Below are 23625 nucleotides of genomic sequence, written 5' to 3' on the forward strand. Positions count from 1 at the left end.
TTATTTATCGGGCTTTTCGCCATACCAGCGCGGCGTGTAAACCCACTCTCCGCCTTCCGCGCGTGGAAAGCGGAGAGTGTGCGAAGAGCCGACAATCACCACAGTACGCATGTCGACATCGTCAGGTGTGAGTTGCCCGAGCGAAACAACGCGGGTTGTTTCGGCAGGCCTACCAATATCGCGACCAAGCACGACCGGCGTTTCAGCATCGCGATACTGCCGGAGGATTTCTAGTGCTCGACCAAGCTGATGCGGGCGGGCTTTGGAAATCGGATTATAGAAAGCCATGGCAAGATCGGCTTGCGCTGCCAGTGCGAGACGCTTCTCGATCACATCCCAAGGCTTGAGATTGTCCGAAAGCGAGATGATGCAGAAATCGTGCCCAAGCGGTGCACCGATGCGGGACGCCGCTGCCATTGCCGCCGAAATTCCGGGCTGGATAACCAGTTGAACGCCGTGCCACGCCACATCAGATGATTCATGCAGAGCTTCGACTATGGCTGCAGCCATGGCAAAGACACCAGGATCGCCGGAAGATACCATCACGACATTGCGGCCAGAGGCTGCAAGTTCAAAAGCATGGCGTGCGCGCTGCATTTCTTCGCGATTGTCGGTCATGTGAATGATCTGATCGTCGCGGAAGGGGCCTGCCATACGGACATAGGTTTCATAGCCGAGTACGTCTTCGGCCTGTTCCAGATCACGCTGCACGGCTGGCGTCATCAGATCGCGGGAACCGGGGCCAAGTCCAATAACCGTGAGCTTGCCACGCTTGCGACCGATAAAAAGAACATCGGCAGGTGTTGCTGCAACAGCCAGCGTTAGGTTTTCAGTCGCTATGTGTTGAACAGGGTTTTCGACAGACGCTGCTGCAAGATCGGCATCGCTTGCAACAAAGCGCAATGGCACTTTCAGTGCTTTTGCGGCCTTATGGATATGCGGTGAAGCGCAATCTTTCGCGTGAGCCAGAAGCAAAGCAAGTGAGTCTATCGAGAGGCCGGCATCGTCAAAGGCTTTCCCGATGAGGCTTGCCAGTTCTTCGGTCGGCTTTTCGATAGATACGGCAACTATCCGCGGATGATAAATCAGCTCATTTGCCTGTGGCGTGCGGGTTTCGGGCGTGATGCTGATTGTGAGCTGCCCATCGTCGGCAAATGGCAGCTTTGATGCCGTAAGCCAGCGAGAATTGCCTTTGATTTGCAGTGTCTGGCCTGCCAGCAGGTCGGACATGAAAGTCTTGGCGTTGTCCTGATTGGCGAGTGTCAGTTCTGCCGGAGGATGAAGCAGGTTGATGCCAAAGCGCAACTCGCCAGTCGTGGTGATTGCGGGCGCGACCTCCAATGCATGAGCTATTTTTCTCGCGAGATCGTTGACACCCGACAGACCGCCAAGCAATGGCACGACCGCGCTGCCATCTTCCGCGACAGCCAGAACTGGTGGTTCGATGCGCTTGTTTTGCAAAAGGGGTGCAAGGGCGCGGATGATGATGCCTGAAGCGCACAAGGCGATCACAGGCCGACCTTCTTCATAAAGTGCGCGTATAGCGTCGCCAAAATGAGCAAAGCTTTTGTCGGCGCTTTGAACGCGGTTTTCCAGTCCCAGCACTTCCGAATTTCCAAGTGCTGATTGCACTTTCCGCGCTGTGGAAATTGCAGCTTCGCTCAAGATCAGAATGGCAGGCTTCATGCGCCGTTCCATTTGCTGCCCGGAACGAGAATGATCGAGAAATATGGGCAATCGCTACCACTGACCTCGGCCACTGGCGCAATACGCTGGTTCTGCATGGTTGCACGCTCGATATAAAGCGCACGATCCATCAGCCCAAGCTCGTTGAGCACATCGCGCACCTTGTCGAGATTTTTGCCGAGTTTCATGATGGCTGCGGCCTCGGTACCAGCGAGACGTGTTTTGAGGTCTTCCGCACTCATCACGCCTGAAAGGATCGACAGGGTCTGGTTGCGGTAGACCAAAGGTGCGCCGAGTATGGCAGCAGCGCCCAGAACAGAGCAAACGCCAGGCACGACTTCCGTTTCGTATCTTTCGGCCAGTCGGTCATGGATATACATGAACGAGCCATAGAAGAACGGATCACCTTCCGCGATCACGGCCACATCGCGGCCTGAATCAAGATGGCTTGCAATCGTCGTGGTAATCTCAGCATAGAAATCGCTGACGATCTGCTCATAGTCCATGTGATCGGGCAGTTTTTCCGTTGTTACCGGATAGATGAGCGGAACCAAAGTCTGATCTGAAGACAGATAGGTTTCGATGATCGTCAGTGCGTTGCCCTTTTTGCCCTTGGCTGCGTGGTAGGCAACAACGGGAGCGGATTTGAGCAGTCGAAGCGCTTTGAGTGTGATGAGTTCGGGGTCGCCGGGGCCGACACCCAGGCCATAGAGCTTGCCTTTGAGGGCCATTATTCGCGCTCCGAAGCAAGTGCATTGACGGCAGCTGCGGTCATAGCGCTACCACCACGACGTCCACGCACAATGACGAAAGGCACGCCACGGCTGTTCCCAGCTAGCTCGTCCTTGGATTCTGCAGCACCAACAAAGCCGACCGGCATGCCGATGATAAGCGCAGGTTTGGGTGCGCCATTGTCCAGCATTTCAAATAGGCGGAAGAGGGCGGTTGGCGCGTTGCCGATGGCAACGATGCTGCCTTCAAGGTGTGGAAGCCAGAGGTCGAGGGCCGCGGCAGAGCGTGTATTGCCGATCTTTTTCGCCAGCTCCGGAACCGATGGATCGTTGAGTGTGCAGATAACATCATTATTGGCTGGGAGTCGCGAACGGGTAATGCCTTCTGCAACCATGCGTGCATCGCAAAGGATCGGTGCACCTTTGAGTAAAGCATCACGTCCGGCCTGTCCCGCGCCTTCTGAGAAGACGATGTCTTCAACGATATCAACCATGCCAGATGCGTGAGCCACGCGTACGGCGAGCTTTTCAAGATCCGCAGGTATGCGGCTCAGATCGGCCTCGGCGCGGATGATGGCGAAGGAGCGGTCATAAATGGCCTGCCCATCGCGGATGTAATCTGTCATGGCGTCCGCTTTTGCTATTTGTTCAGCAGCTTTGCTGCCTCATCAATGGTGATGTTTGACGCCAATAACCGCCCAAAGCGCGATGGTCCAGCTTTGTCTTGTAAAAATAGGTCGTAATGCATTGGGGAGCGGGCGAGAAGCGTGTGCGGCAAGGGAGAAAGTGCGGCGCAGGATTTGGTGCAGCCTGTGATGTGAATCTGTTTGGTGTCGCTTTTTAGCTTAAGAGCAAGCTTTTCACTGTCGGCCTGTGTGTCTGCAAGCGCTGAGGCACAGCCTTTCGAGCCGGAACAGGCACGAAGGCGAGTGGCAGGCGAGGCAAGCTCGGTGGAGAGGCCCAAGGTATGCAGCGCACTGATGATGCTCTTGCTATCTGTTTCCGCAATATGCGGGATCAGAATGCCTTGCCATGGGGTGAGGCGCAGTTCGCTTTTTGCAAGACCGGCGAGTTCACGCAGTTGCTGCGGTGTCAGGCGACCAAGCAGCGGCATGGCGCCGACATAAAAGTTACCATCGAGTTGGTGATTTAAGCCGAGATGGGCGTGAGCGATGGGGGCTTTGCGCTGCCAGCTTGCCGGTGCATCAAATGCGAATGGAAGTGTTTGCAGAAAATCTGCGACTGGCATCACCTCGAAGAGGTGCTTCATCCGGGCAATGCCTTTTTGGCTCGCGCCAAGGAAATGTTGCAGCAGCGCTTCGATAAAAGGCAGGGCGTGTTCGCTTGAAACTGCACCAAGCGCCTGTTTGTCGGGCGAGGAAGCCAATCCAAACGCATAGGCTTTGCCACCATCAATGGCTGAGAGCCAGATGTCGCCGGGATGCGAAATCATAGCACAATCTTCGCCACCGTCGATCTGGAGCGAGAATTTAGGCGACAGCGCGTGATAAGTTTCATTGTCCTGCAAAACGGAAAGCAGATTGCCAGCGAGGGCAGTCACATCGCTGATCTGACCATGATCGATACCAGCTGTCGGGCTGACCATGACATTACGAACATCATCAGCTGCCTTGTTTTGCGCGCCAAGCCCGGCGTCGTGAAGGGCTTCGATCACATCCGGCCAGACGTCGGGATGAATGCCGCGAAGCTGAATATTGGAGCGAATCGACAATTCAATTGCGCCCGTTTCAAATCGTTCGGCGATATCTGCGATGGCTTGAGCCTGTGCCACGCTGAGCCTTCCGAGCCGGAGCTTGATGCGGGCGATTGCGCCATCCTTGCTCATCACCATGCGCGAAAGTCCCGGACAGGCACTACGCCGGTCGGGTCTGATAGCAATGGTCTGGCTATTTTGCTGGCTCAACATATTGGTCTTATACGCCTTCGCGCTTGCACTTGCTACTGCGCCGCCATACGAACAAAGAAAAGGAGCAATGCTTATGAGCTGCTGGCTGACGGTTATCGGAATTGGTGAGGATGGGCTGGCGGGTCTTGGAAAGAACGCTCGCGACGTACTCAACCGTGCTGATGTGATTTTCGGCGGCAAGCGGCATCTAGCCTTGCTCAATCCTGACGTTCAAGCCGAGCAGATTTCATGGCCGTCACCGTTCGATAATGCATTTCCTATGATTGAAGCCCAACGCGGCAGGCAGGTGGTTGTGCTGGCAAGCGGTGATCCGATGTTCTTTGGCATGGGCGCATCTCTGAGCCGTTATTTTTCGACACAGGACATGCAGATCATCCCGTTTCCATCGTCCTTGTCGCTGGCTGCAAGCCGAATGGCGTGGCCTTTGCAGGAGGTACGTACGGTTAGCGTGCATGGTCGCCCGTTTGAACTGCTGTCACCGCATATCCTGCCGGGCGAGAAGATCCTCGTATTGAGCAATGATGGTACGACGCCTGCGAAAGTCGCAACCCTACTCAAAGCTAAAGGCTTTGGCCAAAGTCGTTTGACGGTGCTTGAACATCTCGGTGGAACAAAGGAAAAATCGATCAGTGGCAGTGCTGATAGCTGGTCACATGAAAACTGTGCCGATCTCAATGTTTTGGCAATTGAATGCATTGCGGCGCCAGATGCGGCTGTTTTTTCGCCTGTTAGCGGATTGCCAGACCATGCTTTTGAAAATGACGGTCAGCTTACGAAGCGCGATGTACGCGCAGTGACACTGTCACGGTTGCAGCCGCTGCCGCATGAGCTATTATGGGATGTGGGTGCAGGTTGCGGCTCGATTGGTATCGAATGGATGCGTGTTCATCCTTTTTGTCGGGCTATCGCAGTCGAAGCTGATGAAACGCGGCAAGCTATCATTGAGCGCAATGCGCGTGCTTTGGGCGTGCCCGGTTTGCAGCTTGTGAAAGGTGAAGCGCCGGAGGCGTTGAGTGGTCTCGAAGCACCGGATGCGATTTTCATTGGCGGTGGCGTTACGGATTCGGGCGTGATCGAAGCTTGCTGGAAAGCCCTAAAGCCCGGAGGGCGCTTGGTTGCCAACGCCGTCACGTTGCAAAGCGAAATGCAGCTTTTCAACTGGCGTAAGCAGCATGGCGGCGAGCTAACAAAGTTGCAAGTTGCACAGGCAGGCGCGCTTGGTTCCTTCGATGCATGGCGTCAGGCACTACCCGTCACAATTTATTGCGGTATCAAAACAAAATGATGACTTGAATAGTCATATTATGTTCGGTTAAGGCTTGATCGTTATTTCTGATGAGGAGACAGGCATGTCCGAATTGAGCCTGAACGCTAACGCCCGTATTGCACTCGATAACCCTGATCGTATCGTTAATCAGCTGCTGGATCATTTTGATGAGCATGGCGATGTTGAGCGGAACGAAAGCAGTGCAAAGCTGGTGCTAAGTTTCGGTCAGGCCGATGTGCGCTGGAATGACGAAGCTGTCGATGTCGATGTGCGCAGCGACGATGATACCGGCCTCGCCTATATGAAGCTGTCGATTACTTCGCACATTTTAGAGTTTTTGGACAAAGACGAAACGGCACCTAAAATACGCTGGATTGGTGATGGTGCAGCGGGAGAGTTGCTGCCTTATTTCCGCGAGATGAAAGTCGTTTCGGTTTCTGATGTCACGCCCCATATGCGCCGCGTGCGTTTGCAGGGCAATGATCTCAAACGTTTTTCGCAGCATGGTTTGCATATCCGGCTACTTTTCCCGCAGAAGGCACTGGCTCAACCGCAATGGCCTGTCATGGGTGAAGATGGTCGTCCGGTATGGCCTGAAGGTGACGCGCAGATCGTTGCGCGTGTTTACACTATTCGCCAGCTGGATGCTGACGCAGGCTGGGTAGATATCGACATGGTCATCCACGGCGATGATTGCGATGCCCCGGGTTCTGGCTGGGCTATGAGCGTGAAGCCGGGTGATATTGTCGGTATGACTGGCCCGGGCGGCGGCGATGCTGCACAAGACGCAAAGTGGTATTTGCTGGCAGGCGACGAAACAGCACTGCCCGCAATCGGTCGTATTTTGGAGCGTCTCCCAGAGGGGGCGAAAGCTGTCGTTCGTGTTGAGATTGACAGTGCGGCAGAAGAACAGATCATTCAGACCAAAGCTGATGTTGATCTTCGATGGCTGCATCGGAATGGGCAGGAAGCTGGTACGACCACGCTTTTACAAGATGCTGTTAAGGCAGTCGAGTTGCCTGAAAACGAAGAGAATATTTACGTCTGGGCAGGATGTGAGTTCAATGCGTTTCGCGCCATCCGCACTTATATGCGCAAAGAGCGCAATGTGCCTAAGGACAAGCAACTGATTGTTGCCTATTGGCGGCGTGGTAAGGACGGGGATAATGCCCGTCGCGGATCAGATGACTAAACAGATAAGGGCCTTATGGTCCTTATTTTTTGCACTATTTTTGAATTTACTCTTTAGATAAAAAACAAAGGGCCGCATATGATGCGGCCCTTTGTACAAACATTATTGGCAGAGTTTAGAAGCGATAATTCACGCCTGCCTTAATGGAATGATTCTTGAGGTTGTTGGTCTGGCTAACGCCGTTCACCTTGGATTTTACGTCACCGAAGCGCTGGAAGTCATATTCTGCTTTTACGGAGATCGGGCCAGAAATTGCCTGTTCAACGCCAGCGCCGATCAATGCGCCACCTTCCCAGCCAGGTGCTGAGGTGGTTGCATCCTTAGCCTTAAACTTGGTTACGCCGTAACCAGCAGTGCCGTAAACGAGGGTTTTGTCAAAAGCATAACCCACTTTGCCCTTGGCATTTGCGTTCCATGATTGCTGGAGGCTGCCGCCGTGGCCAATGCGGTGTTCAGCTTCAGCAAAATTGCCTTCCAACTCACCACCAAAAACGATGTTGCCGCTCTGCATGTTTTTGCCAACAACTGCGCCACCGAGAAAGCCTGTGCGATTGGTGAATGGGCCAGGAACTTTCGATGAAGAAGCACCAATCTGTGCACCAACATAGTTGCCCGACCAGTCATGTGGACCGGATGCGACAGGTTCGTTGTACGTGTAGTCGTTGTTGTCCATCATATCAGCAGCGATGGATGGGCCAGCAAAGGCAACGAGTGCGGCACCGAACGCCGCGGCGATGTAGGAACGCTTCAACATTTTTACTCCAGTTTTCCCGCCTAAAACGCTGACGGAAAATATGCGTGATCTATTCTGAAGGGCCGATTCCGGTTGTCTTCAATCTGAATATGTCCTCGCTTGTGATTGTGTCCAAATTTAAGAAAATTCGAGCTAAATCGAGGAGGAGGCGCCTTGTTTCAGGTGCTATGCTTAATGAAGGGTGAACGCGCTACTCATTCGATTTAGATGAGTTTGAGGCCACGCATACTGGCATGTCCATGTTTTCCAACGATGATATGGTCGTGGACTGAAATGCCTAAAGCCTTCGCAGCCTCGACCAAAAGCTTCGTCATGTCGATGTCGGCACGAGACGGTGTTGGATCACCTGATGGATGATTGTGGACGAGAATAATTGCTGTCGCCGAAAGCTCCAGTGCGCGCCGTACTACTTCGCGCGGATAGACAGGCGTGTGATCGACCGTTCCCTGTTGTTGCACCTCGTCTGCAATGAGGCGGTTCTTTTTATCAAGGAAAAGAATGCGGAATTGCTCCCGCGTTTCATAAGCCATTGCAGTGGTGCAGTAAGCGATGACTTGGCTCCAAGAACCAAGAACTTCGCGCTCCATCACTGTGCTGCGTGCGGAGCGCTTTGAAATTGCCTCAACGATTTTTAGTTCGAGCGCGATTGAGGGGCCGATGCCGGGTGTTTCCGCTAAAAGCTTTTCAGGCGCGCCTAATACTTCCGCAACGCTCCCAAAGCGGCTTAACAACGACTTTGCAAGCGGCTTTGTATCCGCTCGCTGGATAACTCTGAATAGCAAAAGCTCGAGGAGTTCATAATCGGCGAGTGCATCCGGTGCGGTCTTGAAGCGCAGTCGTAACCGATCTCTGTGGCCCAGGTGATGTGGCTTTTCGAGGGAAGCCTGAACACGTATGCCCTCGTTGAAGCCGGGAAAGTCGAAACTTCCCGGACTTTTGTTTTTTGGTGCCATTCTGTTTAAACCCCCGCAGAAACAGTCGACAATTTTAAGTTAGCTTACCGCATGGATGGCGGACCGAAAACGTTTTTCGGTGAAAGCGTAAAGATTTCGCAGCCGTCTTTGGTGACGCCAACGGTATGCTCATATTGTGCAGTCAATGAACGGTCGCGTGTAACGGCCGTCCAGCCATCCGAAAGAACCTTAACGCCGGGCTTGCCAAGATTAATCATCGGCTCAATCGTGAAGATCATGCCTTCTTTAATCTCAACGCCTTCGTTGACTGTACCGTAATGAAGAATATTTGGTGCATCGTGGAAAAGCTGACCAACGCCATGACCGCAGAAATCGCGTACCACTGAGCAGCGTTCGCCTTCTGCATAGGTCTGAATGGCAGCACCAATGGCACCTGTTTTCACGCCGGGCTTTACAACTTCAATGCCACGCAACAAGCTTTCATAGGTCACTTCAAGCAAGCGCTCGGCTGCGCGCTTGATTTCGCCAACAGCATACATGCGGCTTGAATCGCCATGCCAGCCATCGAGCAAATAGGTCACGTCGATATTGACAATATCGCCGTCACGCAGAGGCTTGTCATCTGGAATACCGTGGCAAACGACGTGGTTGATCGATGTGCAGGTGGACTTTGTGTAGCCGCGATAGTTTAGCGTCGCTGGAAAAGCGCCATTATCCATGCCGAATTCAAAAACGAACCGGTCGATTTCATTGGTGGTGACGCCAGGCTTTACAATGTCATTCAACGCATCAAGGCAACGAGCGGTAAGATTGCAGACTTTGCGCATGCCCTCAAAGGCGTCTGGGCCATAAAGCCTGATCTGCCCGGTATATTTCATCGGTGCGCTCGTTGCTTCGATATAAGTCACCATCTCGGTCCGTCTTTCTAATATTCTATAGGCACGACTGTTTCAGCACTGATGCCGTTTTCTGTTATGTGGCATCGAATAGCCCAAGCCTCAACCCCGGCTGCGCGTGCGCGGTCAAATGCGCGCGCATAAGTCGGATCAAGATCGCCTGAGATGCTGAATCTGTCGCAATCGTTTCGCTGGATAATAAACACCATCACGCCCCGATAGCCAGCAGATACGACATCGATTAACTCATCAAGGTGTTTCGCGCCGCGGGCAGTCACTGTGTCGGGAAATTCTGCAAGTGAAGGGGTGCGGATGAAATGAACGTTTTTGACTTCCACATAGGCACGTGGCTTTTCACCTTCATCAAGCAATATGTCGATGCGTGAGTTTTTACCGTATTTTTGTTCGCGCTTGAGAAGACCGTAATTCTTCAAGTCTGGAATCATGCCTGCAAGAATGGCTTCTTCGGCGATTCTATTTGGCAGGCCCGTATTGACTCCGACCAGTGTATTGTCTGCTTCAACAATTTGCAGAGTGTGCCGATATTTCCGGTGAGGGGCATCCGAAACGCTCAACCAAACGCGAGACCCCGGCGTTGTGAGGCCGAGCATTGATCCTGTGTTGGGAACGGAAGCCGTTATAAACTGTCCGTCGTCGAGCGTAACATCGGCCAAAAAGCGTTTATAACGGCGCTCGAGGCGACCTGTCACAAGAGGAGGGTTGAAAAGCATGGTTCGATTTAGGCGGATGTATGCTCTGATGCAAGCTTCTGTGACTTTAGAAGAGCGCTGCGAAGACTTCTGCCCAACGCATATCAGCACTCAGTACGAGCATAGCTGCGATAAGGCCAGCGCCGAGTAGGGTGAGTGTTGTTTTAGTTTCGCTGGTAATCACGGTCGCCACCATATTGCTTATGAACTGGTGGAAACTTCACGCTTAATTTAGCCCGCAATATGATGCGAAAATGTTTATTCGCGGCATTTTGCGGGCAAATTGTGAGGGCCAATAAGGGTTATTCTTTTACCCAGTTGAAAGCCAATTCCTCACGGAATGCAAATCGAATGATGTGGCTTGCGACAACGTCTTCCATCTGTGACAGAGCCTCTTGCGGAGCTTCAACGATTGCGGTGAGTTTTTCCGAATCTGCATCAAGAGTAACGATGCGATTCTCACCGAGATCAATTCGCCCGTGTTCCGGGGTGAATTCGATGGAAAATTTATGGGCCCAGTGTTTGCAGAGCTGCTGCAAATAACGGCTGGCGTGGGCAGTTGGTACGATAGCGGTCGTTTTAGCCATAATCTTGCTGTCCAATCTCAAGTTTTATGGACAGTGCCTAGCATTGCTATCTGAGGAATGTCACTCAGCAAGATATCAATTTTTCGGGAGAATAAAAAAACCAGCAAGTGGTACGCCCAAGGGGAATCGAACCCCTGTCTGCGCCGTGAAAGGGCGCTGTCCTAACCGCTAGACGATGGGCGCCTGTTGCTGGTGTGAGTGGGCTTATATGCAGGAAATTTCCGATGCGCAAGTCCTTTTTAGAAAAAATCCAAGAAAATTTTATTTGGAGATTTTTATGCGCGGGGCTTTTGAAAACAATGAGATAGAGCGGCAAGCTGAAGTCATGCTTGCGCAGCAAAACGTGCTTGCAACAAGACGCTTTGAGTAGATCGATCACTTGTCTGGAAAAAGAAAAACCAGCAAGTGGTACGCCCAAGGGGAATCGAACCCCTGTCTGCGCCGTGAAAGGGCGCTGTCCTAACCGCTAGACGATGGGCGCCTGTTGCTGGTGTGAGTGGGCTTATATGCAGGAAGATTGTGACTCGCAAGCCCTTAATTCGACTTTTTCATAAAAATATCATTCAAGGCTAATTTTCGGGGTTTGAGCCTTGTGGATAAAAGAGCTATCTGACTGAAATGCAAAGAAAAAGCCGGGCAATTCGGCCCGGCTTTTATCTTGTTTATCGCTTGCAGCTCCAGTTCCAGTCGCGCTCCGGACCGATATCCACATGCACTGAGGTTGTATGGCAATACGTACCAACACCGCCGCGATTGGACATGTTGCGAGCGTAGCGTGCGATTTCATGTTTCGACACGCCGTCGATTTGAATGTCAGCCGCAGCGCAAATCATATGCAGTGATTTGCGGGCGCCATTCACTTTGCGATTGTATGACGGGCTACGGTAGCCAGAAGTGACCATGACTGGCTTGCGGAAGTGCCGTTCCATAGTCTTGAGCATGGAAACAAGCTGAGGCTTCAGGCAGGCGACATCCACAGTCTCGCGCTGAACTTTCAGGCCATTGGGCGCAAGGCGCGCTAGACCAGGCGCGGACGCAAGCTGTACGGATGCGTAATCATCATATTCGTTCGCATCAATGTCGCTGTCATCATAAATGCTTTTGCGGTGCTTGATTTCAAAGCCGCCATTGGCGCGCACACCGGGAAGGGCATAATTATATTCTTGCGTTGATTTTTTTGTTGGGCGCACAACAGCAAGTTTCTTGTTTTCTGCTTTGCTTTGCCCATTAGCATTGTCTTCGTTGAAGAGACGAGCAATGCTTCCCTGACCAGTTGTCGCTGGGCGCTGTGGAGCGACATAAGCATTAACGTTCTTCGCTGACCCAAAAAGCGACGTAACCTGTGTTGGTTTTTCCGGCTCAACGGGTTTTGCAGCTTCAGTTGCCGGAGCTGCTTCCGGTTCAGGCTTTGATTGAGGTGCCGCTGTCGTGGTTTGTTCTTCAGGCTTTTGAGTGTCCGCCGCTTGCTCTGGTGCTTCAGGAGCTGCTTCAACTGGCTTTTTGCCAAACATACCAAACAATGAACTGGATTTTGTCTCTGAGGCGAGGGCTGCAACCTGAACAGGGGCTTCCTGTTTCGGTGCGCCTTCTGCAGATGCAGTCGCTGTTGGATTTGTTTTTGTGTTTTCGGTGGGAACTGTTTTTTCAGCCGCCGCTGGCTTTGTTGATTCTTTGGCGGTTTCAGCTGCTACCGTTTGGTCAGCTGCGCTTTGAAGAGTTTCAGCAATGACGGAACCATCCGGGTCATTGGTCATTTGTAATGGTGAGGTGCCATTACTGGTCGATGTGCAAGATGTAAGAACGAGCGCGAGCAAGGCTACGCTACCAGAAAGTAGTCTTCTTGTTGTCGTGTGCGTTGCTACTGCGAATTTCAATATCTGCTCCAGCTCGATGTCCCAAACATATGGGTTTGACCATTTTAACGAGCCGGAAAAATCCTGATCTCGTTTGGTTTGGGGAGATCGGCTTCCCCATGTGAGTCGCGCTAAAGCATTTTCAAGCAGCTTTACTCACAAAAACCGGCAATGAAGGCCAGCTTAGATAGTTCAATTTTTTCAGTGCTTTATTACAAATGCATCGTGAATGCAGTTGGCCTAAAGCATGAGTAGACAAATTATCGAATGATAAGTTGTAACCAATTTTTAGGGTTTTTAACTGCCAAACGCAACTATTGAAAGCGATCAGTGTTTGAATAAATCGCATTTTAATTTTGTTTTACGTAAAAATAACGCAATATTACTAATTGTAACTTTTGGTTATACTTATTGTATGGGTGCGCTTTTGAAGTGGCCGGATTGTGCCGGATCGCAACTCGGTTGTTGACATGACGTAGCGAGTTGGTGCTATCCACTTTCCGATATATTATCTGCGTCGGGCGAGTTATAGATTTCGCAAGAACAGACATTAGTGCAGAACATCAGGATTGGAACCCGACATATGACCAAGAGCACGCGGACGTTTGCCAATATCATGCTGGCAGCAACAGCCGTGGCGCTTCTCGCGGGTTGTGCTGGCGGTCCTGAATTTCAGGGTACGCCGCAGGAAGGTGCGAAGCGCACCGATACCTATCCGACCTTTGGACGTATGCCGAAAGCCGCCACAGTCCAGATTACGCCGGAAGAAAAGGCGCAGATGATGTCTGGCCTTGATTCTGATCGCACACGACTGGCGGCCACACGCTCGTCCGCAAGTACGCTCACTCCTGCTCAAGCTGCCGCATTGCGTAAGCAAGCGCAGGATGAAGCTGCCGCTACACTGAAGCAGATCGAAGCCGGGGAATAAGAGGCTTTTCGTCAATAAAAGCTTCGTCGCAGAACTGTAACAAGTCTCGACCCGATTCGATAACAGGTGTATAGCTCCAAACGCGGCGCATGCGCGCCGTTTCATTCAACTCCCTTCTGGAACAGGATCATGTCGGAAGAATTTCATAAAGTCCGTCGTTTGCCACCTTATGTCTTTGAACAGGTTAACCGCCTGAAGGCATCGGCGCGAGCGGGCGGAGCCGACATCATTGATCTCGGAATGGGTAATCCTGATCTGCCAACACCGAAGAACATTGTCGATAAGCTTTGCGAAGCAGTGCAGGACCCGCGCGCGCATCGCTATTCGTCGTCAAAGGGTATTCCCGGTCTTCGTCGTGCGCAGGCACAATATTATGCGCGCCGTTTCGGCGTGAAGCTCAACCCGGATACGCAGGTTGTGGCTACGCTTGGCTCCAAGGAAGGCTTTGCCAATATGGCGCAGGCAATCACTGCGCCCGGCGATGTTGTGCTTTGCCCGGATCCAACCTATCCAATTCATTCGTTCGGCTTCATCATGTCGGGTGGTGTGATCCGTTCGATCCCTGCAAAGCCGGATGAAGAATTCATTCGCGCACTGGATCGTGCGGTGAAGCATTCGATTCCAAAGCCGCTTGCGCTTATTCTTAACTTCCCGTCGAACCCGACTGCCTATGTCGCGACCCTTGATTTCTATAAGGATGTGGTCGATTTCGCGCGTAAGAATGATCTGATCATTCTTTCTGATCTGGCCTATTCGGAAATTTACTTCGACGATAACAACCCTCCGCCATCGGTTCTTGAAGTGCCGGGTGCTATGGATGTTGCTGTTGAATTCACCTCGATGTCGAAGACATTCTCGATGCCGGGTTGGCGTATGGGCTTTGCGGTCGGCAATGAACGTCTGATTGCAGCACTGACGCGCGTTAAATCCTATCTGGACTACGGTGCGTTCACGCCTATTCAGGTTGCAGCAACCGCAGCGCTCAATGGCGATGGCTCGGACATTGCTTATGTCCGTAACGTTTATAAGCAGCGTCGCGATGTACTGGTCGACAGCTTTGGTCGTGCGGGCTGGGATGTTCCTCCGCCAGCGGCGACCATGTTTGCATGGGTTCCGATTCCAGAGCGTTTCCGCGCGCTGGGTTCGCTTGAATTTTCCAAGCTGCTGGTTGAAATGGCCGACGTGGCTGTTGCTCCGGGCGTAGGCTTTGGCGAACATGGCGATGACTATGTTCGTATCGCACTGGTTGAAAACGAGCATCGCATTCGTCAGGCTGCTCGCAACATCAAGCGCTTCCTGTCCGCTAAGGATGAGAATGTGCAGAACATCATTCCGCTTGAAGGTCGCCGTTAACAGCCTTTAAGATAAAGCGAGGGCCGTCTTCTGGTCGGCCCTTGTTTCCCACCACATACAAATTCAACAATTCAGAAAGACAGAACAATGAGTGATGCATTGCGGATCGGCGTTGCCGGACTGGGCACCGTTGGTGCTTCGGTGTTGCGTATTCTACGTGACAAGGCCGAAATGCTCACTCGTCAATGCGGCAAGCAGGTTGTTGTCACAGCGGTGAGCGCTCGTGACCGCTCGCGCGATCGCGGTGTCGATCTTTCTGGTATTGAATGGTTTGATGATTCAGTCGAACTCGCGAAAAGCGCCAATATCGATGTTTTTGTTGAACTGATTGGCGGCGACGAAGGCCCGGCCAGATCGGCTGTTGAAGCTGCATTGCGTGCAGGTCATCATGTGGTGACTGCCAATAAGGCGCTTCTTGCCAAGCACGGCGTTTCGCTTGCCAAGATTGCCGAAGAAAAAGGTGTGCTTCTTAACTTTGAAGCAGCCGTTGCAGGCGGTATTCCAGTCATTAAGGCAATGCGTGAATCATTGACCGGCAACACGGTTTCGCGCGTTTACGGCATTATGAACGGCACTTGTAACTATATCCTCACCCGGATGTGGGAAGAGGGTATTTCGTTTGAGGATTGTCTCGCGGATGCACAGCGCCTTGGATATGCCGAAGCTGATCCGACTTTTGATATTGAAGGCAATGACACGGCGCACAAGCTTGCGCTGCTGACAAGCCTTGCATTCGGCACCCAGATTGCCGCCGATGATATTTACCTCGAAGGCATCAGCAATATTTCGCTTGCCGATATTCGTGCAGCGGATGAGCTAGGTTATCGCATCAAGTTGCTCGGCGTTGCACAGAAGACCGATACTGGCATTGAACAGCGCGTGCATCCGACCATGGTGCCGACATCTTCGGTCATCGCACAGGTGCATGGTGTGACCAATGCGGTTGCAATCGAAACCGATCTTTTGGGTGAGTTGCTACTTTCTGGCCCTGGTGCTGGCGGTAATGCCACTGCTTCGGCGGTGATTGGCGATATTGCTGATATTGCGAAAAGCCGTCCCGGCTTCCAGCATGGCCCTGTTTTCGGCACACCTGCTAAAGCCTTGCAGCCATATAAGCGGGCTAAAATGCGCAAGCATGCTGGCGGCTACTTCATCCGCCTGACGGTTTATGATCGAATTGGTGCCTTTGCCGCTATCGCTAAGCGCATGGCCGAAAATGACATTTCGCTTGAGTCGATTGTTCAGCGCCCGCTGATGGATAGCGATGTCAGCGACGGTATCAAGACAGTCATTCTTGTTACCCATGAAACGACCGAATCTGCTGTTAAAAAAGCGCTTGAGGCGATTCTCAAGGATGATCATCTGGTCAACAAGCCGCAGATGATCCGCATCGAACGGGCTGGCTGATTGCTGGCTAAGGCTGCCGCTCTTGATGGGCGGCAGCGTTTTTGCTAAGAAGACTGCATCGGAATAGTCCGATAGAGAGACACAATGGAAAAGGAGGGCTGTAATATGGATGTGACGCGTCACGACCGTCATCGTCAGTATGGCCCTGATTTTGCCCTGCAACAGTAAATTGTGCAGGGCCGATTAAGACTTAAACAACAGTCTTTTTCTGCCTTTTCTGAAGGCGCAGCTTTATTTGCTGTAGCCGAAAATTTGCAAGCACATTGATTGAAGCTGTTTGAGAACTGCTCGTCAGTGCTTGGCCAAATTGGGCCTATTGCCATGTCTCTTATATCTGTTCAGAATCTTTCGCTTACCCTTCATCAGACCTTGTTCGCTAACCTCGATTTTGTCGTGGGTGAGGGCGAACGTTTGGGTATTGTTGCCGCTAATGGTCGTGGAAAGACCAGCCTTTTACGATTGATTGTCGGAGAGGGTGAGCCGACCAGCGGTGTGATTACCCGCTCGCGTGGGCTGAAAATTGGTTATGTCAGCCAGTATGTTTCCGCTGATCTGATGGACCTCTCTTTTTACGATCTGGTTCTTAGTGGACTGGATGATGATGCGCGCGACTATGAAAGCTGGCGCGCAGACATAGTGCTTGATGATCTGAATGTTCCGGCAGAACTGCGTGGCCTCGCTGTTCGGCAATTAAGCGGCGGCTGGCAACGGCTTGCGCTTCTGGCGCGTACATGGGTTTCTGAACCTGATATGCTTCTATTGGACGAGCCGACCAATCACCTTGATCTTGAAAAAGTGCGCTTGCTGGAAAAATGGCTTGATGCACTGCCGCGTTCGGTGGCCGTTGTCGTTTGCAGCCATGATCGTGCTTTTCTCGATGTGGTGACGAAACGCACACTCTTCCTGCGTGCAGAAAAGTCGTTCGTCTTTGCGTTGCCCTATAGCCAAGCGCGTGTGGCGCTTGAAGAGATTGACGCGGCTGATGCGCGCCAGTTTGAAAAGGACATGAAAACTGTCCAGCAATTGCGCAGACAGGCCGCGAAGCTCAACAATATTGGAATCAATTCGGGCAGTGATTTGTTGGTGGTGAAAACCAAGCAATTGCGTGCACGTGCCGAGAAAATTGAGGAAAGCGCGAAAGCAGCGCATGTTGAGCGCTCTGCTGGCAAGATCAAGCTTGATGGGCGAGGTAGTCATGCCAAAGCGCTGATCGTGATTGATCCGGCCGAGATTGCGACGCCTGACGGTCGGGCGCTCTATAAAACCGGTCAGTTTTGGATAAATCCGGGTGATAGAATCGTACTGCTTGGCGCGAACGGAACCGGCAAGACACGGCTTCTTACACTGGTTCGGGAAGCTATAGTTCAACCGGAACAATCGCTTGCGGGCATTAAAGCGACACCGTCGCTTGTGCTGGGCTATAGCGATCAGGCTTTGTCTGAGTTGAATGGTGACTGGACGCCGTTTGAAACGATCATGAAGCGTTTTGACGTTGGCGATCAACGCGCACGGTCATTGTTGGCTGGTGCTGGCATGACGCTGGATATGCAGGCGAAGCCCTTGTCGCGGCTTTCGGGCGGACAAAAGTCACGCCTTGCTATGTTGGTTCTGCGACTGACAAAGCCAAACTTCTACATTCTTGATGAGCCGACCAATCATCTCGACATTGACGGGCAGGAAGCGCTGGAAGCAGAGCTGCTAAGCGATGAAACCGCGAGCCTGATTGTTTCACATGATCGCAGTTTTGTGCGCAATATTGGCAATCGTTTCTGGGTTATTGATCGAAAAAAGCTGATCGAAGTGGAAAGTCCCGAAGCTTTCTTCGACGGTGCGACAGGCTGAAATATCGGGCCTTTTGCGCTAAATCGATTAAGAGTTAGAGCGGAAAATGTTTTTGCCGCTCTTTCCCTTGCAGGTAGGCAGGGACTTTGACAAAACATTTGCACAATGTCGCTATAGATGGCGAAACACACATTTCATATGAATTCAGGACTTTGTTCACATGGCCAAGACTTCAGAACAGCAACAGCAACGACCAGCGCAGGGACTTGATCGTATTCTGACGCTTGAGCTGGTTCGCGTTGCCGAACGGGCAGCGGTTGCGGCGGCGCGTCTGCGTGGACGTGGCGATGAAATGGCCGCTGATCAGGCGGCTGTTGATGCCATGCGTCAGGAACTCAATCGTTTGCCAATTGCCGGAACAGTCGTGATTGGCGAAGGCGAACGCGATGAGGCGCCGATGCTGTATATCGGCGAAGAAGTTGGCACTAAGCAGGGACCGGATGTCGATATTGCGCTAGATCCGCTGGAAGGCACCACGATCTGCGCCAAGAATCTGCCGAACTCGTTGGCGGTGATCGCTATCGCGGAGAAGGGCAATCTGCTCTATGCGCCCGACGTTTACATGGAAAAGATTGCTGTAGGACCGGGCTATCCGAAAGGCGTTGTCGATCTTGACGCGACAGCCACTGATAACATCCACGCTATTGCGAAAGCAAAAGGTGTGCAGCCGCATGAAATCACAGCTTGCATTATGGACCGTCCGCGTCATGCGCGCCTGATCGAAGAAGTACGGGCAACAGGAGCTTCCATTCGTTTGATCGGCGATGGTGACGTTGCGGGTGTGATGCACACGACGAACCCGGACGAAACCGGCATTGATATTTATATCGGTATCGGTGGTGCGCCGGAGGGTGTGTTGGCTGCGGCGGCTCTGCGCTGCATTGGTGGTCAGATGCAGGGACGTTTGCAGCTTAACTCCGATGAAAAGATCGCACGCGCCGCCAAGATGGGTATTTCGGACCCTAAGAAAATCTACACCATGGAAGAGATGGCAAAGGGCGACGTGCTGTTTGCTGCAACCGGCGTGACCGATGGCAATATGCTTTCAGGCGTTAAGTTCGCCCGTGATTATATCCAGACTCACACAATCGTCATGCGTTCAAGCTCACAAACGGTTCGTGAAATTAAGGCGAGACATCAGGATCTGTCGAAGTTCTGACATAACTAACCTCGGGTTGTTTAAAAGGCGGCATTGCAAAAATGCCGCCTTTTGTGTCTTTAAGAAACCATGACAACAGAACGCTTTTTTCTTGGTATCCGCAAATCTGTCACCGGCCAAAAATGGATGGACCGGCTCGGCCCGCGTGAGGCCAATACAGCGCTTGCAATCGCGCAGCATCACGGCATTTCCGATCTGGTTTCGCGGGTGCTGGCAGGGCGCGGCGTGAGCGTTGAAGGTGCGCCAGAATTTATTGATCCGAGCCTGCGTAATCTTATGCCCGATCCGGCGATGTTGACCGATATGGATAAAGCCGCAAACCGGATTGCAGATGCCATTATGCGTCGCGAAACCGTTGCGATTTTCGGCGACTATGATGTGGATGGTGCATGTTCGTCTGCATTGATGGCACGATTTTTGAAGCACTATGGCATTACCCATTCGATCTATATTCCGGATCGCATTTTTGAGGGCTATGGTCCGAACCCTGATGCCATGCGTGAACTGGTTGCAAAGGGCGCATCGCTTATCGTGACAGTGGATTGCGGCACTAACAGCGCCCCATCGATTACCGCTGCCAAAGAAGCAGGTGCTGATGTTGTTGTGCTGGATCACCATCAGGTCGGCGGCGATCTGCCTGACGATGCTGTGGCAATCGTCAATCCGAATCGCGAAGATGATATTTCACAGCAGGAGCATCTGTGTGCGGCGGGCGTTGTTTTTCTGACGCTTGTTCAGGTGACAAAAGTTCTGCGTGAGCGGGGCAAAGGCGCAGGGCCTGATTTGCTTTCGCTGCTCGATCTGGTCGCACTTGCAACTGTTTGCGACGTGGTACCGCTCAAAGGCGTAAATCGCGCCTTTGTGGTCAAAGGCTTGCTGGTTGCGCGTAGCCAGAGCAATGCCGGACTTGCAGCACTGGGGCGCGTCGCACGCATTGGCGAACCGTTGAATGTCTTCCACCTCGGTTATCTGATTGGTCCGCGTATCAATGCCGGTGGGCGCATTGGTGATGCGGGCTTGGGTGCTCGCTTGCTGACACTGGATGATTCCACTGCCGCGGATCCTATTGCGGTTGAGCTTGACCGGCTCAATCAGGAGCGGCAGGCAATGGAAGCTGAAATGCTGATTGAAGCAGAAGCAGAAGCGTCGCTGGAGCTTTCGGGTGGAGCTGGCGCCTCTGTCATTGTGACGGCAAGTGATCGCTGGCATCCCGGTATTGTCGGGCTTCTGGCCTCACGGCTCAAAGAAAAAGCACGTCGTCCAGCCTTTGCAATTTCGTTCAACGCCAATGGTATTGGCTCCGGCTCGGGACGCTCCATTTCCGGGCTTGATCTTGGCAAGCTTGTGCGCGGGGCGACGGAACGCGGATTGTTGGTAAAAGGTGGCGGTCATGCGATGGCGGCTGGCATCACAATTGAGCGTGCTAAGCTTGGCGCGCTGCGGGCATATCTTGAAGAAGAATCGGCTGATACGGTCGCAAGACTTCGTGAAAATCAGAGCCTTTCGATTGATGGTGCGGTGGCTGCATCGGGTGCAACCGTTTCGCTCTACGAATCTTTGCAGAAGGCCGGGCCTTTTGGCTCTGCGCATCCGCAGCCGGTGCTGGCACTTCCGCATCACGTTCTCGCGGATGTACGAACGGTCGGGCGTGATCATGTCCGCGTTGTCTTACGTGGTGCCGATGGAAAGCGTGTGAATGCGATTGCGTTTCGTGTTGCTGAAGGCGATCTGGGGCGATTTTTGTTCAATAATATCGGCCAGAGCGTGCATATTGTTGGCAATCTGTCGCTTAATCACTGGAACGGTTCTGTCACACCTCAGATACAGATTCTGGATGCGGCTGTGCCTGTTTGAATTTTCTCAACTTTTTTGTCTTCACGCTCTTGTGAAAGTGGGGGGTGAATTCCCATATGATCACGGAATAAAATAATCTGTGATGACTCTATTGGGAGATACTTATGCCGGGTTCCGGAAACCGCCTGACCAAACTGACCGCTGCAATGGTCCTTGGGCTTATCGCCTCTTTTGCCGCTGTCGATTTCGCCGAGGCTCGCCGTGCAGGCGGGGGCGGTTTTGGTAGCCGTGGTGCGCGTACTTATCAGGCGCCAGCACCAACACGGACTGCGCCGAATAATGCGGCGCCTGTTGAGCGTTCGATGACGCCAAATACAGGTGCACAACAGACCAATCGTCCGGGTGCTGCTGCTGGCACGCAAAATGCAGCCGCACGTTCGGGTGGAATGTTCGGCAATTTTGGTCGTTCGATGCTCGGTGGCCTTCTCGTTGGTGGTCTGATTGGCATGCTGCTGGGTAACGGCCTTGGCGGTATGGCTGGCATGTTCGGCCTCCTCTTGCAGGTTGCGGTCATCGCTCTGATTGCAATGTTCGTTATGCGCATGATTGCAAACCGTCGTCAGACGGCAGCAGCGGGCGCAGGCAATGCAGGTGCTCAACCCTTTAATGCTTCGCAGGTCTTTGGTTCTGCAAAGACTGCCGCACCGCAGTCAAACACAGCAAGCCGTACGCCTTCGGTTAATCCATTTGCCAACAAGCAGGCAGAAGCTCCAGCTGCGCCTGTTGTTGAAGAAGAGCCAATGGATGTAGGTCAGGAAGAGCTTGATCGTTTTGAGCAGATGCTTTCTGAAATCCAGACCGCTTACGGCCGTGAGGATTATGCAGCGCTGCGTAAGCTCGCAACACCGGAAGCCATGTCCTATCTCGCAGAAGAGCTTGGCGAAATCGCTTCGAGCGGCATGCGCAATGAAGTGAAGGACGTGAAGCTGCTTCAGGGTGACGTTTCCGAAGCATGGCGCGAAGGCAATGTAGACTATGCGACTGTGGCTATTCGCTACTCGGCAATCGACGTGATGCTTGATCGCAACACGGGTGCTGTTGTTGAAGGCAACCCGGATGAGCCAGTAGAAAGCGTCGAAGTCTGGACGTTTACCCGCGTCGATGGCGGTGATTGGTTGCTTGCAGCCATTCAGGGCACTGAATAATAAAATAAAGCCCGGTCGTGAGACCGGGCTTTATTTTTACCAGCTGCCGATATTTTCGGCGGAAGCCCAAGGCTCTTGGGGAGCAAGACGTTCACCTTTCTGGATCAATTCAATCGAAATGCCATCTGGTGATTTGATAAATGCCATGTGACCATCGCGTGGCGGACGGTTGATGGTGACACCTGCTTCTTTCAGCTTCTGGCAGGTTTCGTAGATATTATCGACCGCATAGGCGAGATGACCGAAATTACGTCCACCCGTATAGGTTTCCGGATCCCAGTTATAGGTTAGTTCCAGTTCGGGAGCGCGTTCTGCCTTGGCCTTATCCTTGTCCGCTGGGGCCGCAAGGAAGATCAGCGTGAAGCGGCCTTTTTCATTTTCAGTGCGGCGAATCTCTTCGAGGCCGAACTTGTTCACATAAAAGTCCAGCGATTCATCAATATCGCGAACGCGAACCATGGTGTGCAGATAGCGCATCGTCTTCTCCTGTTTTGCAGATAGGCGGGACACGAACTCAACGCTTTCCCGAAAGAATGGTTCAGTACGTTTCTCGTGCCCGCTTGAAAGAACTGTTAACGTGGATAAGTGGCCCGCATAAAAACGCAAGTAACAAGTTGTCGAACGCCCACGCTGCCTTATGTTTTCGGCAGGCCGTTTTTGTTTGAGAAATTTAGGAATTAACGATCAGCGCATAAAGCCTGTGGTCATCTTCAATTGAACAAAAGATAGGGCTTGCCGCCTACGGTTAAGGAAGTGTTATTCTTTGGGCAAGAATCACGTCAGAATCGCAACGGAACAAAAGAGGAGGGACGAGCGCATGGCAGACAAATCTGTGTCAAATGACCAGTTTCGCAGTCAGGCCTCCTCAGAAGAGATTGGCGAACTCGTTGAACTCTCGGGCCATATCAAATGGTTCGACGTTGCAAAAGGTTACGGCTTTATCGTTCCTGATCAGCCGGGCTTTACTGATATTCTGCTTCACGTCACAACACTGCGCCGCGACGGTTTCCAGACGGCGCTTGAAGGCGCACGGATCGTCTGTGAAGTGCGCAATGGTGATCGTGGTATGCAATGCTTCCGCGTTCTTTCCATGGATACATCGACAGCGGTGCACCCCGCACAGATGCCGCCGCAGCGCACGCATGTGACTGTGACGCCATCGAGTGGTTTGGAGCGTGTGATCGTTAAGTGGTTCAACCGCACCAAAGGCTTTGGCTTTTTGACGCGCGGCGAGGGCACCGAAGATATTTTCATCCATATGGAAACGCTGCGTCGTTTCGGAATGATGGAATTGCGTCCCGGTCAGGTCGTCCTGATCCGCTTTGGCGACGGTGACAAAGGCCTGATGGCTGCCGAAATCCATCCGGATATTGGAACAGCGATTCCTTTCTCGCACTGATCTTACAGCATCTCATGATGT

At 52.5% G+C, this 23625-nt stretch carries 22 protein-coding genes and 2 tRNA genes; 11 read left to right on the top strand and 13 right to left on the bottom strand.

Annotated features, from left to right (window positions below; translation table 11 throughout):
* The 4 genes from cobJ to cobG are packed head-to-tail and all read right to left on the bottom strand — an operon-like array spanning window position 1 to window position 4344.
* Window positions 1-1686 carry a precorrin-3B C(17)-methyltransferase gene (gene cobJ / locus J2782_RS02030; protein ID WP_310009929.1) on the bottom strand — a complete coding sequence of 562 codons (1686 nt, stop codon included), beginning with the start codon at window positions 1684-1686 and terminating at the stop codon, window positions 1-3.
* Complete coding sequence (locus J2782_RS02035; RefSeq protein WP_310009930.1) at window positions 1683-2417, bottom strand: precorrin-2 C(20)-methyltransferase; 735 nt, start codon at window positions 2415-2417, stop codon at window positions 1683-1685. Before J2782_RS02035 ends, cobJ begins: the two co-directional genes overlap by 4 nt.
* Entirely contained in the window at window positions 2417-3043 is a 627-nt protein-coding gene (locus tag J2782_RS02040) for a precorrin-8X methylmutase (protein WP_310009931.1), read from the bottom strand. Before J2782_RS02040 ends, J2782_RS02035 begins: the two co-directional genes overlap by 1 nt.
* 14 nt (window positions 3044-3057) lie before the next feature.
* Entirely contained in the window at window positions 3058-4344 is a 1287-nt protein-coding gene (gene cobG / locus J2782_RS02045) for a precorrin-3B synthase (RefSeq protein ID WP_310009932.1), read from the bottom strand.
* Between the two features lie 73 nt (window positions 4345-4417).
* On the opposite strand from cobG, the gene cbiE reads away from it, so the two are divergent.
* Window positions 4418-5629 carry a precorrin-6y C5,15-methyltransferase (decarboxylating) subunit CbiE gene (cbiE, locus tag J2782_RS02050; protein ID WP_310009933.1) on the top strand — a complete coding sequence of 404 codons (1212 nt, stop codon included), beginning with the start codon at window positions 4418-4420 and terminating at the stop codon, window positions 5627-5629.
* Between the two features lie 64 nt (window positions 5630-5693).
* Window positions 5694-6803, top strand: coding sequence for a DUF2218 domain-containing protein (locus J2782_RS02055; protein ID WP_310009934.1), 1110 nt, complete (start codon window positions 5694-5696; stop codon window positions 6801-6803).
* Window positions 6804-6918: 115 nt separating this feature from the next.
* Here the strand turns inward: J2782_RS02055 and J2782_RS02060 are convergent, their stop codons facing one another.
* From J2782_RS02060 to J2782_RS02085, 6 genes are all read right to left on the bottom strand, one after another.
* The gene (locus J2782_RS02060) at window positions 6919-7557 is read right to left on the bottom strand and encodes an outer membrane protein (RefSeq protein ID WP_310009935.1); all 639 of its coding nucleotides are present in this window, start codon (window positions 7555-7557) and stop codon (window positions 6919-6921) included.
* A gap of 203 nt (window positions 7558-7760) precedes the next feature.
* Complete coding sequence (radC, locus tag J2782_RS02065) at window positions 7761-8510, bottom strand: RadC family protein (RefSeq protein WP_310009936.1); 750 nt, start codon at window positions 8508-8510, stop codon at window positions 7761-7763.
* A 44-nt stretch (window positions 8511-8554) separates the two neighbouring features.
* Window positions 8555-9382, bottom strand: a complete 828-nt coding sequence (gene map / locus J2782_RS02070; protein WP_250044559.1) for a type I methionyl aminopeptidase — start codon at window positions 9380-9382, stop codon at window positions 8555-8557.
* A gap of 14 nt (window positions 9383-9396) precedes the next feature.
* A complete protein-coding gene (gene sfsA, locus J2782_RS02075) occupies window positions 9397-10098 on the bottom strand; it encodes a DNA/RNA nuclease SfsA (protein WP_310009937.1) in 702 nt (233 codons plus the stop codon).
* A gap of 281 nt (window positions 10099-10379) precedes the next feature.
* Window positions 10380-10664 (bottom strand): DUF2218 domain-containing protein, encoded by a 285-nt coding sequence (locus tag J2782_RS02080; RefSeq protein ID WP_310009938.1) that lies wholly within the window; start codon window positions 10662-10664, stop codon window positions 10380-10382.
* Between the two features lie 108 nt (window positions 10665-10772).
* A tRNA-Glu gene (locus J2782_RS02085) sits at window positions 10773-10847 on the bottom strand.
* A 25-nt stretch (window positions 10848-10872) separates the two neighbouring features.
* Between J2782_RS02085 and J2782_RS02090 the strand changes: the two genes are divergently transcribed.
* Window positions 10873-11034 carry a hypothetical protein gene (locus tag J2782_RS02090; protein ID WP_310009939.1) on the top strand — a complete coding sequence of 54 codons (162 nt, stop codon included), beginning with the start codon at window positions 10873-10875 and terminating at the stop codon, window positions 11032-11034.
* 36 nt (window positions 11035-11070) lie between these two features.
* Here the strand turns inward: J2782_RS02090 and J2782_RS02095 are convergent.
* Both J2782_RS02095 and J2782_RS02100 read right to left on the bottom strand, forming a co-directional pair.
* Window positions 11071-11145: transfer RNA gene (locus J2782_RS02095), tRNA-Glu, on the bottom strand.
* A gap of 181 nt (window positions 11146-11326) precedes the next feature.
* Window positions 11327-12538 carry a D-Ala-D-Ala carboxypeptidase family metallohydrolase gene (locus tag J2782_RS02100; RefSeq protein ID WP_310009940.1) on the bottom strand — a complete coding sequence of 404 codons (1212 nt, stop codon included), beginning with the start codon at window positions 12536-12538 and terminating at the stop codon, window positions 11327-11329.
* 562 nt (window positions 12539-13100) lie between these two features.
* Between J2782_RS02100 and J2782_RS02105 the strand changes: the two genes are divergently transcribed.
* From J2782_RS02105 to J2782_RS02135, 7 genes are all read left to right on the top strand, one after another.
* Window positions 13101-13445: a hypothetical protein gene (locus J2782_RS02105; RefSeq protein ID WP_250044567.1), complete on the top strand. Its 345-nt coding sequence runs from the start codon at window positions 13101-13103 to the stop codon at window positions 13443-13445.
* A gap of 129 nt (window positions 13446-13574) precedes the next feature.
* A complete protein-coding gene (locus J2782_RS02110; RefSeq protein WP_310009942.1) occupies window positions 13575-14798 on the top strand; it encodes an LL-diaminopimelate aminotransferase in 1224 nt (407 codons plus the stop codon).
* Window positions 14799-14885: 87 nt separating this feature from the next.
* Entirely contained in the window at window positions 14886-16205 is a 1320-nt protein-coding gene (locus J2782_RS02115) for a homoserine dehydrogenase (RefSeq protein WP_310009943.1), read from the top strand.
* Between the two features lie 321 nt (window positions 16206-16526).
* The gene (locus tag J2782_RS02120; RefSeq protein WP_310009944.1) at window positions 16527-18047 is read left to right on the top strand and encodes an ABC-F family ATP-binding cassette domain-containing protein; all 1521 of its coding nucleotides are present in this window, start codon (window positions 16527-16529) and stop codon (window positions 18045-18047) included.
* 160 nt (window positions 18048-18207) lie between these two features.
* Window positions 18208-19206, top strand: a complete 999-nt coding sequence (gene glpX, locus J2782_RS02125; RefSeq protein WP_310009945.1) for a class II fructose-bisphosphatase — start codon at window positions 18208-18210, stop codon at window positions 19204-19206.
* 69 nt (window positions 19207-19275) lie between these two features.
* Complete coding sequence (gene recJ, locus J2782_RS02130; RefSeq protein ID WP_310009946.1) at window positions 19276-21060, top strand: single-stranded-DNA-specific exonuclease RecJ; 1785 nt, start codon at window positions 19276-19278, stop codon at window positions 21058-21060.
* Window positions 21061-21164: 104 nt separating this feature from the next.
* A complete protein-coding gene (locus J2782_RS02135) occupies window positions 21165-22205 on the top strand; it encodes a Tim44 domain-containing protein (protein WP_310009947.1) in 1041 nt (346 codons plus the stop codon).
* 36 nt (window positions 22206-22241) lie between these two features.
* Here J2782_RS02135 and gloA read toward each other — a convergent pair whose 3' ends face one another.
* Window positions 22242-22682: a lactoylglutathione lyase gene (gene gloA, locus J2782_RS02140; RefSeq protein WP_310009948.1), complete on the bottom strand. Its 441-nt coding sequence runs from the start codon at window positions 22680-22682 to the stop codon at window positions 22242-22244.
* 340 nt (window positions 22683-23022) lie between these two features.
* Between gloA and J2782_RS02145 the strand changes: the two genes are divergently transcribed.
* Window positions 23023-23604 (top strand): cold-shock protein, encoded by a 582-nt coding sequence (locus tag J2782_RS02145; RefSeq protein ID WP_250044582.1) that lies wholly within the window; start codon window positions 23023-23025, stop codon window positions 23602-23604.
* The last annotated feature ends 21 nt before the right edge of the window (window positions 23605-23625 follow it).

This window comes from Brucella pseudogrignonensis (genome assembly GCF_031454375.1).
GTDB lineage: Bacteria > Pseudomonadota > Alphaproteobacteria > Rhizobiales > Rhizobiaceae > Brucella > Brucella pseudogrignonensis_A.